This window comes from Nocardia sp. BMG111209, from assembly GCF_000381925.1.
In the GTDB taxonomy this organism is placed as follows: domain Bacteria; phylum Actinomycetota; class Actinomycetes; order Mycobacteriales; family Mycobacteriaceae; genus Nocardia.
The window spans coordinates 360,941-375,988 of the sequence record NZ_KB907307.1 but is presented as its reverse complement, the minus strand read 5'-3'; the positions used below and the strand labels follow the sequence as shown (position 1 = coordinate 375,988).

Annotated in this window: 14 protein-coding genes; 6 read left to right on the top strand and 8 right to left on the bottom strand. The window is 70.4% G+C overall.

The window, feature by feature from the left end; genetic code table 11:
• Positions 1 to 21 precede the first annotated feature (21 nt).
• Positions 22 to 621: a TetR/AcrR family transcriptional regulator gene (locus tag G361_RS0101505; RefSeq protein ID WP_019925273.1), complete on the top strand. Its 600-nt coding sequence runs from the start codon at positions 22 to 24 to the stop codon at positions 619 to 621.
• 23 nt (positions 622 to 644) lie between these two features.
• Here the strand turns inward: G361_RS0101505 and G361_RS0101500 are convergent, their stop codons facing one another.
• The 7 genes from G361_RS0101500 to G361_RS0101470 form a co-directional block, all read right to left on the bottom strand.
• Entirely contained in the window at positions 645 to 3,065 is a 2,421-nt protein-coding gene (locus G361_RS0101500) for a CaiB/BaiF CoA-transferase family protein (protein ID WP_019925272.1), read from the bottom strand.
• Positions 3,066 to 3,090: 25 nt separating this feature from the next.
• On the bottom strand, positions 3,091 to 4,539 hold the full coding sequence (locus G361_RS0101495; protein ID WP_026342581.1) for an aldehyde dehydrogenase: 1,449 nt from the start codon (positions 4,537 to 4,539) through the stop codon (positions 3,091 to 3,093).
• 56 nt (positions 4,540 to 4,595) lie between these two features.
• A complete protein-coding gene (locus G361_RS0101490; protein ID WP_026342580.1) occupies positions 4,596 to 5,774 on the bottom strand; it encodes a thiolase C-terminal domain-containing protein in 1,179 nt (392 codons plus the stop codon).
• The gene (locus tag G361_RS0101485) at positions 5,771 to 6,205 is read right to left on the bottom strand and encodes a Zn-ribbon domain-containing OB-fold protein (protein WP_019925269.1); all 435 of its coding nucleotides are present in this window, start codon (positions 6,203 to 6,205) and stop codon (positions 5,771 to 5,773) included. Before G361_RS0101485 ends, G361_RS0101490 begins: the two co-directional genes overlap by 4 nt.
• Positions 6,202 to 6,513 carry a hypothetical protein gene (locus G361_RS0101480; RefSeq protein WP_026342579.1) on the bottom strand — a complete coding sequence of 104 codons (312 nt, stop codon included), beginning with the start codon at positions 6,511 to 6,513 and terminating at the stop codon, positions 6,202 to 6,204. The genes G361_RS0101485 and G361_RS0101480 overlap by 4 nt, the downstream gene beginning before the upstream one ends.
• A gap of 86 nt (positions 6,514 to 6,599) precedes the next feature.
• Positions 6,600 to 8,081, bottom strand: coding sequence for an acetyl-CoA acetyltransferase (locus G361_RS0101475; RefSeq protein WP_019925267.1), 1,482 nt, complete (start codon positions 8,079 to 8,081; stop codon positions 6,600 to 6,602).
• Entirely contained in the window at positions 8,078 to 8,842 is a 765-nt protein-coding gene (locus G361_RS0101470) for a crotonase/enoyl-CoA hydratase family protein (protein ID WP_019925266.1), read from the bottom strand. The genes G361_RS0101475 and G361_RS0101470 overlap by 4 nt, the downstream gene beginning before the upstream one ends.
• Positions 8,843 to 9,104: 262 nt before the next feature.
• On the opposite strand from G361_RS0101470, the gene G361_RS0101465 reads away from it, so the two are divergent.
• From G361_RS0101465 to G361_RS0101450, 4 genes are all read left to right on the top strand, one after another.
• On the top strand, positions 9,105 to 9,971 hold the full coding sequence (locus G361_RS0101465; RefSeq protein WP_019925265.1) for an SDR family NAD(P)-dependent oxidoreductase: 867 nt from the start codon (positions 9,105 to 9,107) through the stop codon (positions 9,969 to 9,971).
• Position 9,972: 1 nt separating this feature from the next.
• Entirely contained in the window at positions 9,973 to 10,206 is a 234-nt protein-coding gene (locus G361_RS0101460) for a ferredoxin (RefSeq protein ID WP_019925264.1), read from the top strand.
• Entirely contained in the window at positions 10,206 to 11,438 is a 1,233-nt protein-coding gene (locus G361_RS0101455; RefSeq protein ID WP_019925263.1) for a cytochrome P450, read from the top strand. The genes G361_RS0101460 and G361_RS0101455 overlap by 1 nt, the downstream gene beginning before the upstream one ends.
• A gap of 75 nt (positions 11,439 to 11,513) precedes the next feature.
• Positions 11,514 to 12,122 carry a TetR/AcrR family transcriptional regulator gene (locus G361_RS0101450; protein WP_019925262.1) on the top strand — a complete coding sequence of 203 codons (609 nt, stop codon included), beginning with the start codon at positions 11,514 to 11,516 and terminating at the stop codon, positions 12,120 to 12,122.
• A gap of 11 nt (positions 12,123 to 12,133) precedes the next feature.
• Here G361_RS0101450 and G361_RS0101445 read toward each other — a convergent pair whose 3' ends face one another.
• Positions 12,134 to 13,399, bottom strand: a complete 1,266-nt coding sequence (locus G361_RS0101445) for an acyltransferase (RefSeq protein ID WP_019925261.1) — start codon at positions 13,397 to 13,399, stop codon at positions 12,134 to 12,136.
• 218 nt (positions 13,400 to 13,617) lie between these two features.
• Here G361_RS0101445 and G361_RS0101435 point away from each other — a divergent pair, with 218 nt between their 5' ends.
• On the top strand, positions 13,618 to 14,979 hold the full coding sequence (locus G361_RS0101435) for a DUF1003 domain-containing protein (protein ID WP_026342578.1): 1,362 nt from the start codon (positions 13,618 to 13,620) through the stop codon (positions 14,977 to 14,979).
• Positions 14,980 to 15,048 lie beyond the last annotated feature (69 nt).

Here is a 15,048-nt window from a genome sequence, read left to right as displayed (position 1 = left end):
GGGCTTGGTAACGTGCCGGGAATGGACCGCACCGACTCCGTGACCGCTGACGTCCGCGCCACGATCCTCACTGCCGCGGAAGGCTGCTTCACGCAATTCGGCATCGCGAAGACCACGATGGAGGATGTGGCCCGCGCGGCGGATCTGTCCCGCGCCACCGTCTACCGCTATTTCGCGGACCGCGAATCGCTGATCGTGGAGTCGATCGCCCGGCGGGCCCGGATGAACCTGGCGCCGGCCCGCGCGTTCGTCGCAGGGTGGCCCACCGTGACTGAGCGCCTGGTGGAGGGCATCTGCCAGGACATCCGCAAGGGCCACTCGGATCCGATGGTGAACCGGCTGGTCTCGCCGGGTGAGATGGGCCTGGCGACCAGGCTGTTGCAGCAATCCGGCCGGGCCCTGGAACTGACTCGTGAACTGTGGGAACCGATCCTGGCCGAAGAACAACGCGCCGGGCACCTGCGCGCCGACCTCGACCTGCGCCTGTTGTGCGAATGGATCGCCGAACTGGAGATCCTCTACATCAGCCAATACGGCAGCGACGAAACGACTCTGGACCGGGTCCGGGCCAAACTGCGCGCATTCGTGATCCCGGCCCTGTTGCCCGGACCCACGGCCTGACGGACCGCACACGGCCGGTCGGCTCATCCGGCGGTGCGGCGCGCGGCCGCCGGTTCCGGTTGTCGTCCGGCCGGAATCGCTTGTAACACACCCTGTTCCACCAGGGCGGCGACCTCCGCCTCGCTGATGCCCAGCAAGGTCCGGCAGATCAGCGCGGTGTGCTCCCCCGGCACCGGTGCGGGACGTAGCGGTGGTCGGGGGATCGTCTCGAAATGGGCGACGGTCGCCGTGGTGGGCAGGTCGGCGGGCAACAGTGGATGGGTGAGCATCGCGTAGGCGTCCCGGGCACGTAAGTGTGGGTCCCGCAACAACTCCGGCAGGCGTAGCATCGCTCCCGCCGGGATTCCGGCGGCCTGGAGAGCCTCCGCCGCCGCCCGGGGGGAGCGGTCCGCGAGCCAGTCCGACAGCATCTTCTCCGCGTCCTCGCGGTGGGTGCGGCGGGCCTGCCGGGTCGCGAAGCGAGGGTCCGATTCGGGATGTCCGAGCAGGGTGCACAACCGCGCCCACTGCGCATCGCTGCGGACCGAGACCACGCACCATTCGTCGTCGCCGGCGCAGCGGAAGACGCCGGTCGGCGCATGATGCGGATCGTGATTGCCCGGCGCCGCAGCCGATCCCGGCCGCACCGACTCGGTGGCGAGCTGAACCCCCAGTTGCATCAGCGCGGTATCCGACTGGGCCAGTTCGATGATGCCGCCCGCACCGGTCTCGGTGCGGCGGATCAGCGCCGCCAGGATCGCGGTGGCGGCGATCTGACCGGCCACATGATCCGGGTAGACGGTCATCCCGTCGCACAGCAACTCCGGATCCGCCGGATACCGCCACATCGCCGACACCCCGCACGAGGCCCGCACCAGCGGACCGTAACCGAGCCGCTGCCGCCACGGTCCCGTATTCCCGAAAGCGCTTGCCTCCGAGACGATCAGGCGCGGATTGAGCGCGCGCAGCTCGGCCGGGGCGAAACCCATCGAGGCCAGGGTGCCGGGTTTGAAGTTCGCCAGCAGCACATCCGCGTCCCGGACCAGGTCGGTGAAGATCCGTTTACCCTCGGCCGTGCGCAGATCCACCCCGAAGCTGCGCTTGTTGCGATGCCCCCACCCCACCGACGGGGCCAGCGCCGCACCACGTTTGGCCTGTCGCAGCCCGTCCGGGAAGGCCGCGCTCTCGATCTTGATCACGTCCGCGCCGTAATCCGCCAGCTGGCGGCTCAATTCGGCGCCGAAGACGATCACCCCGAGGTCCAGCACCCGCAGCCCGGCCAGCGGACGGCCGGGTGCACCGGCGACGGGTGCGGGCCGGGCCGATCGGCGCGGAGTCCCGGCGGCCGACTCGTCGTGCTCGCCGATTCGCGGCGCGGCAGTACGGAATCCGGCGCGCACTCCGTCGACGTTCAGATATCCGGCGGGTATCCGGGCCCGCAGGCCCGGCGCGATCTCGGCGTCGATCAACGCGCCGGAGGCGGTGAAGTGCTCGGTCCGCAGCACCTCGGCGACATCGTGCACACCACCGACGGGGACACCGCGCCGCGCGCCCTCGGCGACCAGTTCGTCGCGGGTGCGGTCCGCGAACAGCCGGCCGATCAGCGGATGCAGGCGGTCCGCGGCGGCGAAGCGCGCGGGAATGGTGTCGAACGCCGGATCGGCGAATTCCGCGGGCTCGCCGAGCCATTCGAACATCGACCGCCACTGCCGGCGGGCCAGCAGGCAGATCCGGACGAAGCCGTCGGCGCAGCGGAACACCGGATAGAAGTTCGCCGCGGCCGGTCGGCCGCGCGGGAAGTCCTCGGAACGTCCGGCGGCGGCCGAGCCCTGGGTGCCGAAGCCCGGATCGAAGCCGTGGACCACCACCTCGAACGCCGACAGGTCGACGAATTCCGCACGCCCGGAACGCATGGCGGCATGATGGGCGAGCAGCGCCGACCAGGCCGCATGGGCCCCCACGGTCTCCTCGATCAGACCGGCCGGCGGCAGCAACGGCTCCGCGCCCGGTGTGCCGGATCGCGACAGCACGCCGCTCATCGCGTAGAGCACCGCTTCGTCGGCCACCCGGTCCCGATACGGCCCGGTGTGCCCGAACGGAGTGATCGAGAGCCATACCAGCGCCGGGTTGTCCGCTCGCAGCCGCGTCACCGCCGCCGACCGCGCGTCCCACCCGGCCGGGGACCACGAATCGACGACGATATCGACTCCGCGCACGAGTTCGCCCAGCCGGATCTCCCAGCCGAGCCCGTCCGGATCGAAGGTCACCCCGCGCTTGTTCGCGTTACGCAGTGCGAACGGGATGCCGGTCCCGTTCACCCGCGGTTCGGCGGAGCGGGATCGGGATCCGCCCGGCGGTTCCGCGCGCAGCACCTCGGCGCCCAGGTCGGCCAGGAACCGGCCGCACGATTCGCCGAGGCCGTCGGTGAGATCGAGCACGCGCAGGCTCGCGAGGGGAAAGGTCATGGCGGACTCCGTATTTCGATCCGGTTCAGCGGCCGGCGAGATAGACCGACTTCGGCTGCCGATACGGCAGCAGGCCCTCCGGGCCGAGTTCGCGGCCCAGGCCGGAGGCCTTCACGCCGCCGAAGGGTGCGGCGAGGTCGAGGGCATAGTGGTTGACGCCGACCGTCCCGCTGTGGATCCGGTCGGCCAGCGCGATTCCGCGCTGTTCGTCGGTGGTCCACACGGTTCCGGCCAGGCCGTATTCCGAGTCGTTCGCGATCGCCACCGCGTCGTCCTCGTCCCGGTACGGAATCACCGCAAGGACCGGGCCGAAGATCTCCTCCCGCGCGAGCAGGGCGGAGTTGTCGACGTCGGCGAAGACGGTGGGCTCGACGTACCAGCCCTGCGGCTGATCCGCCGGTACTCTCCCGCCGGTGGTCAGCCGATGGCCGCCGCGCCGACCGGCCTCGATGTAGCCGAGCACGCGTCGGCGCTGAGCGGCGCTGACCAGCGGCCCGATCTGGGTCGCGCGGTCCAGCGGATCACCGATCACCAGATTCCGGACCGTCTCGGTGACCGCCTCGACCACCTCGTCGTATCGGTGGCGCGACACCAGGATCCGGGTGCCCGCGTGACAGGTCTGACCGTTGTTGGTCAGTGACACCTCGAGCAGTGCGGCGGTGAACGCGTCGAGATCGGCATCGTCGGTGACGATGGCGGCGGATTTGCCGCCGAGTTCGAGTGTGACCGGGCGCAGCAGCCGTCCGCACACCGCACCGATCGCGCGGCCCGCGGCGGTGGAACCGGTGAACGCCACCTTGTCCACGCCCGGGTGGGCCACCAGGTGCGCACCCGCCTCGCGGTCGGCCGGCACGATGTTCAGCACGCCGGCCGGCAGTCCGGCCTTGAGCGCCGCGTCGGCGAAAACGAAAGCGTCCAAAGCGGTTTCGGGTGCCGGTTTCAGCACGACGGTGCAGCCCGCGGCCAGCGCGGGAGCCAACTTCATCGCGGCCAGCGACTGCGGGTAGTTCCACGGGGTGATCGCCGCGACCACGCCGACCGGTTCGCTCCGCACCAGGGTGCGGCCGCCGAACATCCCGGGCCGCACGTCCTCGGCGGGTGCGGCGCGCAGCAGGTCCGCGTAGTAGCGGAACATCGCGGCCGGCGCGTAGCCGTTGACCGTGAGCGACAGCGAGATCGGCATGCCGTTCTCCCGGCTGCACAGTGCCGCAGTGGTTTTCGCGCGCGCCTGCAAGGCGGCGGCGAACCGGTCCAGGGCCGCGGCCCGTTCGTCCGGTGAGTGACCGGCCCACGGTCCGTCCAGTGCGGTCCGGGCCGCGACGACCGCGGCATCGATATCGGCGCGGTCACCGGCGGCCGAGCGGGCCAGCGGCTTTTCCGTCGCCGCCTCCACCAGATCGAAGGCGCCGCCGCGCGGGGCGACCCATTCGCCGCCGATGAACAGGCCGGCGCGGTCGAGATTCGTGTCCTGCATGGGGATGCCCTCCGCATCGGATCGGGATCGGCGCCGCCGGGTACCGGCGGGCCGGATCACAGGGTGTCGTGGTGGCCGAACAGGGTGGAGCTGACCAGCGGCGCCATCGGGCCACCGATGAACAGCGAGACCTTCGCTCCGGCAACGGGATTGGTGGAGGTACCGCGGATCTGCCGGACCGCCTCGACCGCGAGGCCCATCCCGTTGACGAAGGAGTCCGCGAGATTGCCGCCGCTGGTGTTCACCGGCAGCTTCCCGGTTCCGGCGGTGAGGTTGCCGACCGTCAGCACGTCACCGGCGGCGGGTCCGGGCGGGACCAGGCCGTGGTCGATCAGCGCGGCGACCGCGGGGCCGCTGAAGTTCTCGTACACCTGGGTCACGTCGACGTCGGCCGGTCCCAGCCCGGCGGCGGTCCACAGCCGGTCCGCGACACCGGGACGTCCTGCGGCGCCGGCGAATCCGGCGGAGGTGTACAGATCGTCGTTGTCGATCAGCGCCGAATATCCGCCCGGCGCGCCCTGCGCCCCGGCCAGGACGTACGCCGGGTCCGGGCGGAGGTCGCGGGCCACGTCGGCGGCAACCAGCACCATCGCGACCGCGCCGTCGCTCTCGCGGGAGCAGTCGAACAGGTGGAAGGGCTCGGTGATCAGCCGGGATTCGTCGTAGGTCCGTTCGTCCAGCGGTTTCCCGTACGCCTGCGCGGTCGGATTGCGCTGTGCGTGCCGATAGGCCGCGAGCACGAAAGCCCGCATGCCCGAACGGGGTACGCCGTCGTGTTCCAGCAGCCGCTGGGTGCGCAGCGCGCACACCTGCGCGGGCGATCCGACGCCGTGCGCGAGATAGTGCGAACCGTAGAAGTACTTCGCGTAGCCGAGCCGGCCGGTGTCGGCCTGGGCCATCGACCGGTAGACGACCACACATTCGGCCTGACCGGTGGCGATCGCGATCGCGGCGGTGTTGATCGCCGCCGCCACGGTGCCGCCGCCGCCACCCCACATCATGGTCGACCAGCGCACGTCGTCGACGCCCAGTGCCGCGCCCAGCACCGATCCGTCGTGCCCGCCACCGGCGTAGGAGACGAAACCGTCCAGCCGGCGCGGCGAGATCCCGGCGTCCATACAGGCCCGGGTCACCGCCTCGAGGGTCATCCGCAGCTCGCCGTGCGGGGCGTCGCCACGGCGGTAATGCAGTTCCGCGATGCCGACGACGGCGGCCGCGCCGCGCAGCGGGTTCATCGGCGTGCTCCGATCGCGGTCCGGCGCCACCGCAGCAGCGGCCAGGTCGCGCCCTCGTCCAGTTCGATGTGCCCGGTCACCGGGTCCCCGATGCGCGGGTTCTCGTCGGCGCCCGCGTCGGTGAGGATGCCCAGGACCCGGCGGTTGCCGGCCTGCGGCAGCTCGACCAGCACGGTCACGTACGGCAGCGCCACCGGCAGTTCGGCGATGAACGGATACCAGCTGCGGGACCAGCTGTAGACGGTGCCGGCCGGGTCGGCCGCCTCCCATCGCGGATCGAAGGTGTGGCAGCGCGCGCAGATCCACTGCGGTCCCCAGATCCAGGTGTGGCAGCCGCCGCAGCGTTGCAGCCGCAGTTCACCGGCCCGCAGCCCCTCCCAGTAGGGGAGGTCGAGGCCGTCCTCGGCGGGCCCCCACGGTTCGCCGCTCATCGGTCCGCCTCGGCCGGGAAGTTCTCCAGCGCGGCGGCCAGCCAGACGCCGTCGCGCAGTTCCCAGATCGAACGCAGGCCGATGACACCCTCGGGCGTGGTGTACACCGCCTCGCCGATCCGGGTGTCGCCCTCGGCGCGGACGCCGACGATGCGCACCGCCGTGACCACCCGGCCGGGCACCCGGACACCCTCGAACACCGCCGGGAGGTTCTCCGGCACCATATCGGCCAGCGCGGCCCTGCTGTCACCGGCCTCGACCCGGCCCACGTGCCGCTCGTAGCGAGCACGGAAGTCCTCGATGGACATGCGGAACTCCTTGCCCCGGGACACCTTTCACTCATACTGAGCGTCCGTGCCCGGTCCCATAACCTTATGCCTTTAGATTTATGACGTCAACGTGGCAGGCAGTGACCGTCGGCCGTGACGGCGATCGGCGCGCCGGCGACATCCTCGGCGGCCAGCCGGGCCACCCAGTCCGGTTCGACGGCGGCGGCCGGGGTGCGGGCGCCGTCCGGGGTCCGGGCCAGGACGAATCCGCGTTCCGCAGCGCCGTCCCGGTCGTAGGCGACCGTCCACGTCTCGACGGTGGCCGCGCCCTCGTATCGGTCGAGCGCGCGGGTGACAGGCTCGGCGTCGACCCGATCCTGCACGTTCGCGTGCCGGAAACCGCCGGGCGGCGGATCGGTGCGATAGATCCCGATGGCGTGCTTGGTGAGATAGCCGCCGTTGGCCGTGACCATGCCGTACGCACCGGGTGAATCCCGCAGGCGCGCAACGAGGGTCGCGATCGCGTGGGTGCTGTAGTTGTTCCACGGGCCGCCGGCGAAGGTCAGCCCGCCGGTCAGGGTCAGCGGGCGGGCCGGATCATCCAGCGGCAGACCGAGTTCCGCGGCGGCCACCTGCACCGCGGACGGGAAGCAGGAGTAGACGTCGAGATACGGCACGTCGTCGAGCGCGGCGCCGGCGAGTTCCAGCGCCCGCGCCGCGGCGAACCGGATCGCCGGTGAGCGGTGCAGCGCACCGCGTTCGGTGATCGCGTACGTGTCGTGCGCCTCGGCCCCGGACTGCGGGAACACCCAGCGGTCACGCGGGACACCGTGCCGGCGCGCGGCCGCCACCGAGCACAGCAGCAGGCTCGCACCCTGTTCGACCATGTTGTTCGAGTTCATCAGCTTGGTGTAGGGCGCGCTGATCCATCTGTTGTCCGGCGACGGTGTGCGGATCTCGGCGGCGCTGTACTCGCGTTGCTGCCAGGCGTGCGGATTGGTGGCGGCGACCTTGCTGAACGCCGACCACAGTCCGGCGGCGAGGTCCCGCTGCTCCTCGATGCCGCGGCCCGCCGCGATCCGCAGCGCGTGCTCGAACAGCGGGTACACGTACGCCGGGCGGTCCAGGCCGATCCGCCGTTCCGCCGCGGAGCTCATCGGCACCGGCGGGATCAGCAGCGGCGCCGCGGGCACGGTGTCGTCCTGACGGGTCCAGTCCGGGCGCGAGCCCCGAGCGCGCAGGCGGGTCCGGGTCCGCCACGCTTCGGCGCCGCCGATCAGGACGACATCGGCCCGGCCGGCGGCGATATCGGCGGACGCGCCGTTCACCAGCGCCTGCGGGTTGCTGCCACCGTCGCCGGTGTAGCCGGTGTGCCGCGGCGACGCGCCGATCCGTTCCCCGACCAGCCGCCCGGGATCGCGGTAACGCCACGACAGCAGGCCCACGACACGCACGGAGTCGACGGCCGCGAGCAGTCCCGGCGCGCCCGCGTCCAGGGCGGCCGCACGTGCCGCGTCTGTGATCAGGTCGACGGGTTCGCGTCCGCCCGCGCGTTCGTTGAGCTGGCCGGCACCGACCAGGACCGGGGTCCGTGGATCCAGCGTCATCGGCCGCGCCAGACCGGTGGCCGCTTCTCGGCGAAGGCCAGCGCGCCCTCGCGCGCGTCCGCGGAGGTCATGATCCGCGCGACGGCCTCGGCCTGGGCGCGGAACCCCTCGGCGGCGGTCCAGTCGACCGATCCGGCGACGATCTCCTTGGTCGCCCGGACCGCCAGCGGCGCGTTGGCCGCGATGCGCGCGGCCAGCCGCCGGGCCCCGGCGAGTGCCTCGCCGGGTTCGGTCAGCGTGTTGACCAGGCCGTGCCGGTGCGCCGCCGCCGCGTCGAGTTCGTCACCGGTGAGCGCGATCTCCATGGCCAGTTGGTAGGGCAGTGTGCGGGGCAGGCGCAGCAGGCCGCCGGCGGCGGCCACCAGACCCCGTTTCACCTCGGGGATACCGAATTTCGCGGTCCGCGACGCCACCACCAGGTCCGCGCTCAGCACGAGTTCGAAGCCGCCGGCCAGCGCCCAGCCCTCGACCGCGGCGATCAGCGGCTTGGCCGGTGGCCGTTCGGTGAGGCCCGCGAATCCGCGGCCGCGGATCATCGGATTCTCCCCGCGGACGAACGCCTTCAGGTCCATGCCCGCGCAGAACGTGCCACCCGCGCCGGTCAGGATCGCGACCGCCACATCGTCGCGGCCGTCGACCTCCTCGGCCGCCGCCGCGAGGCCCTTCGCGGTGGCCCGGTCGATCGCGTTGCGGGCCTCCGGACGGTCGATGGTGATCACCGCGATCCCGTCACCGCATTCGAGCCGAACGCTCTGACTCATGATTACTCCTTCGTACCTGGCATCATCCGACACTTTATCTACTACTGTTAGATAAATCGAGCCCTCCCCGGCAGCGCCCTCCGGCGTCACTGTTTTACAAATTACGATTGACGTCATCCGTCTCACGACCTACCCTCGGTGTGAGGCACGGCACACCGGCCGCCCGCATCGGGCGCCGGCGCCCCGGTTTCCGCCGCGCCCCCTCCCGAGCCGGTCCCGTCGCGGATCGGCCGCATCGTTCCCGAAAATCGGAGTGCATCGCATGAAGCTCGAAGGCAGAGTCGCCATCGTCACCGGCGCCGGATCCGGCCTCGGCCGGGAGAGTTCCCGGCTGTTCGCCGCCGAGGGCGCGCGGGTCGCGGTCGTCGACATCGACCCCGAAAGGGCCGCGGAGACAGTCGAATTGGTCGAGAAGGACGGTGGCACCGCACTGGCCGTCACGGCCGACGTCAGCGTCGAGGAACAGGTCCGGGCCGCCGTCGCCACCACCGTGGACACCTTCGGCACACTGGACATCATGTTCGCCAACGCGGGCGTAGTGTCCCGCGGCGGGGTGCCGTCCGTCGCGGGCGGCGAACAGGTGGAATTCCAGGACCTGACCGACGCCGACTGGCAGCACGTCCTCGGGGTCAACCTCAGCGGCGTGTTCTATTCGGCCAAGGCCGCCGTCCCGGCGCTGCGGGCCAACGGCGGCGGCACGATCCTCGCCACCTCCTCGGCCGCCTCGCTGGTCGCGTACCACAGCATCGCGCTCTACTCGGCGACCAAGGCCGGGGTGAACGGGCTGATCCGCGGCCTCAGCCTGGACCTGGGCCGCTACGGCATCCGGGTCAACGCGCTGGCCCCCACCCACGGCATGTCGCCGAACTTCCTGATGCCGCCGGGCGCGCCGGTGGTCGGGCAGTCCTACGAGGAGGTCTCGGGCCCGTGGGATCCGTCGGTCTCGCCGATCCCGCTGAAGTTGCAGCGGCCGCCGTCGTTGCGCGACAACGCCAAGGTCGCGCTGTTCCTGGCCTCCGACGATTCCGAATACATCTCCGGCCAGACCCTGGTCGCCACCGATGGCGGCACCCTGTCCCGGGTGGGCATGTGGTTCCCCGAGGACAAGGGCTCTCCCGGAGATCTGTGACATGACCGCCGAGCTCCCCAGCCTCGTCGTCGATCGGAAAGCCTGTGCGGGCCATGGCATCTGCTATGCGACGGCACCCGATCTGCTGCACCCGGACGACCGGGGCGACCCGATCGTCCGGGTGGACCCCCTGCCCGCCGCCCTGCTCCCGGCCGCGCGGACGGTCACGACCGTCTGCCCGGAACGGGCGCTGACGCTGACGGGCCCGGCCCGTCACCGACCCGAGGAACAGTAATGACCACTGCCGCAGAGGTTCCCGGCGATCTGATCGTGGATTTCGACATCTACGACCCGGCCCTCACCGCCGCCGGCGACACCGTGCCCGAACGCATCGCGGAACTCGCCCGGCTCGGGCCGGTCGTCTACTCGACCGCGCACGGCGGGCACTGGATCGTCACCCGGTACCGGGAGATCCACGATGTGCTGCGCGATCCGGAGACCTTCTCGAGCTACCCCAACAATCTGGTGACCACCACCGCCGGATTCGGCAAATTCCTTCCGCTGGAACTGGATCCACCCGAGCACACCGGCTACCGGCGCGCGCTGCAACCACTGTTCGGCCCGCAGCGGATGCAGGCCCTCGAGGACGACATCCGCGCGGTGATCGACGAATTGATCGACGGGTTCGCCGAACGCGGTGTGACGGAGTTCATCACCGCCTTCGCCCACGAACTGCCCACCAGAGTGTTTCTCGCCCTGATGGATTGGCCGCTGGCCGATGCCCCCATGTTCACCGAGGCGACCGACGTCGTGCTCACCGGGATTCCCGGTGCGACCGAGGAGGAATCGGATCGGGCGCGCGGAGCGGCGGCGTTCCGGATGCTGGGTTACTTCCAGCAGATGATCGACGCGCGGCGGGCCGCGCCGGGCCCGGACATCACCTCCACGATCATCCACACCGAGGTGGAGACCGCCGACGGCACCCGGCTGCTCACCGACGAGGAACTCAACCGGATGTTCTTCCTGCTGTTGATCGCCGGGCTGCACACGGTCCAGGGATCGCTGGCGTGGGGCATCATCCACCTGGCCCACCACACCGAGCAGCGCCGGCAACTGATCGCGGACCCGGACCTGATCCCCGCGGCGGTCGAGGAGATCCTGCGGTACGAGGCGGCCGTGGTGCCCGGCCGGCGGGCCACCCGCACCACCGAACTCGGTGGCGTCACCATCGCCGAGGGCGACCAGTTGATCCTGCCGCTGTGCGCCGCGAATCGCGACGGTGACGAATTTCCCGACGCCGACGCCCTGCGGCTGGACCGCCGGCCCAACCGCCACCTGTCCTTCGGCGCCGGCGCGCATCGCTGCCTCGGCTCACATCTGGCGCGGATCGAACTGCGGCTCGCCCTGGAACAGATCCACCGCCGGATTCCCGATTACGCGCTGATCGACACCGACCCGCCGGTGCTGCACGCCGGTCAGGTCCGCGGCTGCGTCCGGTTGCCGATCACCTTCACCCCGCAGCGGTGACACCGGACGGAGATCATCCGACGAGTATCGTCGGTGGTGCCGCGACGCATCGACGAATCCCGGGGAGGACAGCGCATGGCTCGGCGCAACAGCAACGTCCTCAGCGCGGATGTCGAAGAGGCCCGCGGCCAGATCCTGGAGGCGGCGCAGGCCACCTTCCAGCATTTCGGCCTCGCCAAGACCACGATGGACGACATCGCCAAGGCGGCGGGCGTCTCGCGGCCCACGATCTATCGCTATTTCCGTGACCGCGACACCCTCATCGCCGAACTGATCCGGCTACGGTCGCGAAAATTGTTCGTACACGGCACGAAATTCGTGCTCGAACGCGAGAATTTCCGCGACCAACTGATCGACGGGCTGATGTTCATGGTCGACCACGGCCGCAGGGATCCGCTCATCCGGCTCATCGTCGGCCCCGAGCACATGGACCTCGCCACCACCGTGGTCGGCACCTCCCGCCTGGCCAGCACCCTCACCCTGGAAATGTGGGGCCCGATCTTCGACCGGGCCCGCGAGCGCGGCGAACTGCGCGCGGGCATCACCAACGAACAGGCCTGCGAATGGCTCGCGCTGGTGCAGCTGATTCTCGTCGGCCGCCTCGATTTCGAGGATCCCGCCGATCCGGCGCACCGCCTGATGCTCGAAACCTTCGTACTGCCCGCATTCCTGCCGGCCGGCTGACCGGCCCGGCCTCATCCGGTGCGGGACAGCGTGTCGGCGGCCGGGACCCGGTGCGCGGTGAGCAGGACTCCGGCGGCCAGCACCCCGAGCGCGCCGAGGACGGAGGCCGTATCCAGAGTCAGTGCGTGGCGCCACATCTCGTAGATGCCCGTGGCCGACAGGGCGGTCGCCACACCGACTGCGAGGACGTTGGTGCGTTCGGCGTATCGGGCACAGAACAATTCCCATTGCGTCGCCAGTCGCACGACGCCGACGAGCACCACGATGCCGACGGCGAACCACGGGATTCTGGTCAGCCACCAGGTTGCCGGATCGCCGGGGAGGAAGATCGACGGTTTCACCAGGGCCACGCCGGTCAGCGCGGTGAGCACGGGGAGATGCCAGAGATAGATCAGCATGAGCAGCGGGTTGACCCCTTGCACGACGCCGCGGAGACGACCGGTGGGTTCCCATGCGGGCCTGCGCTTCTCGAACAACGTCAGCAGCGCGAAGTGGGCCACGCCGAGCACCGACAGTACCGAGGTCGGCGGGGACAGATTGGATACCGGCGCGTCGGCCATGCCCAGGACGGTGGGGAAATAGGGGCCGGGGATCACCATCACGACGATCAGGCCGATCGCGGCGAGGGCGAGGAGGATCAGCGCGGGCGCGCCGAGGGTGCGCAGCGTGCCGCGGGCGTAGAGGATGCCGAGTTGGTGGCAGAACAACCAGACGAAGATCAGGTTCGCGTCCACGAAGCGGGAGTCGTGCGCGGCGAACCGCAGCATGTCCACGGTCACCGAACACGCCAGCAGCACAACCGGTACCAGCCATGGTGATCGCTCGTGGGCACGCAGCGCCAACGGGGTGAACGCCACGGCCACCAGGTACACCGCCAGGAACCACACCGGGCGGGAGACGGCGTCGCCGGCGGCGCGGGCCACCGAGGGGGACACCGCGCGCAGGATCGCGATGGCGGGCACCACGACGACGATCAGCGCGATCACCGGTGTGGTGAGCCGCCGCGCGCGCAATCCGAGATAGGCGCCGTAACTGCGTTGTTCGCGCCGATATCGGTCGGCGACGACGGTATTCGCGAAGCCGCCGCACAGGAAGTAGAGCGGCATGATCTGCAGCAGCCAGGTCAGCGTCCACATCAGCGGGCCGTGCATGGCCTGGTCGGCGTGCAGTTCGCGGCCGGTCATCGTGACGCGCAGCGAGACCCAGTGCATCAGAACGACAATGGTGAGGGAGAAGATTCGCAGGACATCGATCGTCCAATTGCGAACGGTGGTCATGACGATGACCTACCGGTTCCAGCTGAACAGGTGCTGAACACCGGATACCGCATTGTCGAATCCTGCGGGTACCGAGCCGGTTACGGTGCCCCGGCGGCCGGCGTTCCGGCACCGTGGTTCGGATCGGGCAGACTCTCGTTCGGGTAGTGGGGGCCGCGGGCAGCTCCGAATTGTCCTGATGCACTGTGGAACCGGTCGGACGGGAGAGGACGGAAGTCGTGAGCGGTAGTGGTCCGGTGGCCGTGATCGGGCCGTCGCCGGTGACGATGGCCGACGAGCGGATCGGTGTCAACGCCTCGGTGGCCGCGGCGGTCACCCGCTGGGTGGGGTCGATGCCCGCCCTGTATACGGTGCTGGGGGCGTTCACCGGGTACACGGCGCTGGCGACCTGGTGGGGGCCGCTGCGCGCGCTCGATCCGTATCCGTTCCCGTTCCTGTTGTTCCTGAACAATGTCGCGCAGTTGATGCTGTGCCTGATCATCCTGGTGGGGCAGCGGGTGCTGACCACCGCGGCCGACCGGCGCGCGGTGCAGACCTACGAGAACGCCGAGGAGATCTTCGCTCAGGTCGCCGATCTGCAGGCACATCTGGATCGGCAGGACCGGGTGCTCAGCCGCGGACTGAGTCTGCTGGAGTCCAGCCCACATCCGTGGATCGAGCAGCACCGGGTGCAGGATCCGCCGCAGGCCGCCGATCAGGCGGTCAGCCTCAACGATCGGCTCGCGGCCTGGCTGGCGACGCGGCTGGGCAGCGTATGGGCCTTCTATCTGGCGGCGGGCACGCAGGTGGTGTGGATCGTGCTGGCCCAGACCGGGATTCAGCGATTCGACCGGTACCCGTTCCTGTTCATGTCGTTCCTGTCGACGCTGGCGCAGCTGGTGTTCATGATCGTGATCATGGTCGGTCAGGATGTGCTCGGGCGAGCCGGTGACCGGCGTTCGGAACAGACCTTCCTCAACGCGCAAGCGGTGCTGTTCGAATGCCGGCGGATGAAGCAGCGCCTCACCGCGCAGGACCGCGTGATCGGCAGTCTCACCACCTATATCAGTGCGCAGGTCACCGAGCAGCTGGCGCAGGCGATCCACGACACCAGCGAACGTGTCGAGCATCAGGTGCGGGTCCACGCGGCGATGACCAGCGGGCAGGCGCCGGCCGATGCGGACGTGTTGCGCCGGTGGGAGAAGCTGTCGGATTCGGAGCGCGCCGACTGCCGGGCACAGGCGCGCCGGATCGGTGAGAACCTCGCGGCCATCGGATGTTTCATGGTGCCCGCGGGCGAGGCGACCCCCGAGGCGACCTTCAGCGACGCGGAGGTGCGGATGCTGGCGCACCTGGAATATCAGCGCTGGATCGAGCAGAAGATCGCCGCCCGCCGGACCGGCGACGCCCACGACGATGCGGTCGGATTGCCCTGGGACGAGCTACCGGACGCCGCCCGCGTCCGGCATCGGCAGGCGGCGCGGCGGATTCCCGGCGTGGTCTCCCGCGCCGGATTCCAGGTACTGCGCGGCACCCCGCACCCGGCGCCGCCCGGCACACCGCCGCTCGACCACCCGGTGCCGGTCTCACCCGCGCACTGACGCGGGCAAGCCGTGATCCGTTCCCGCGCAGGCGGATCCGCACTGCGCGCGGCCGGGCCGGTCGGCGGT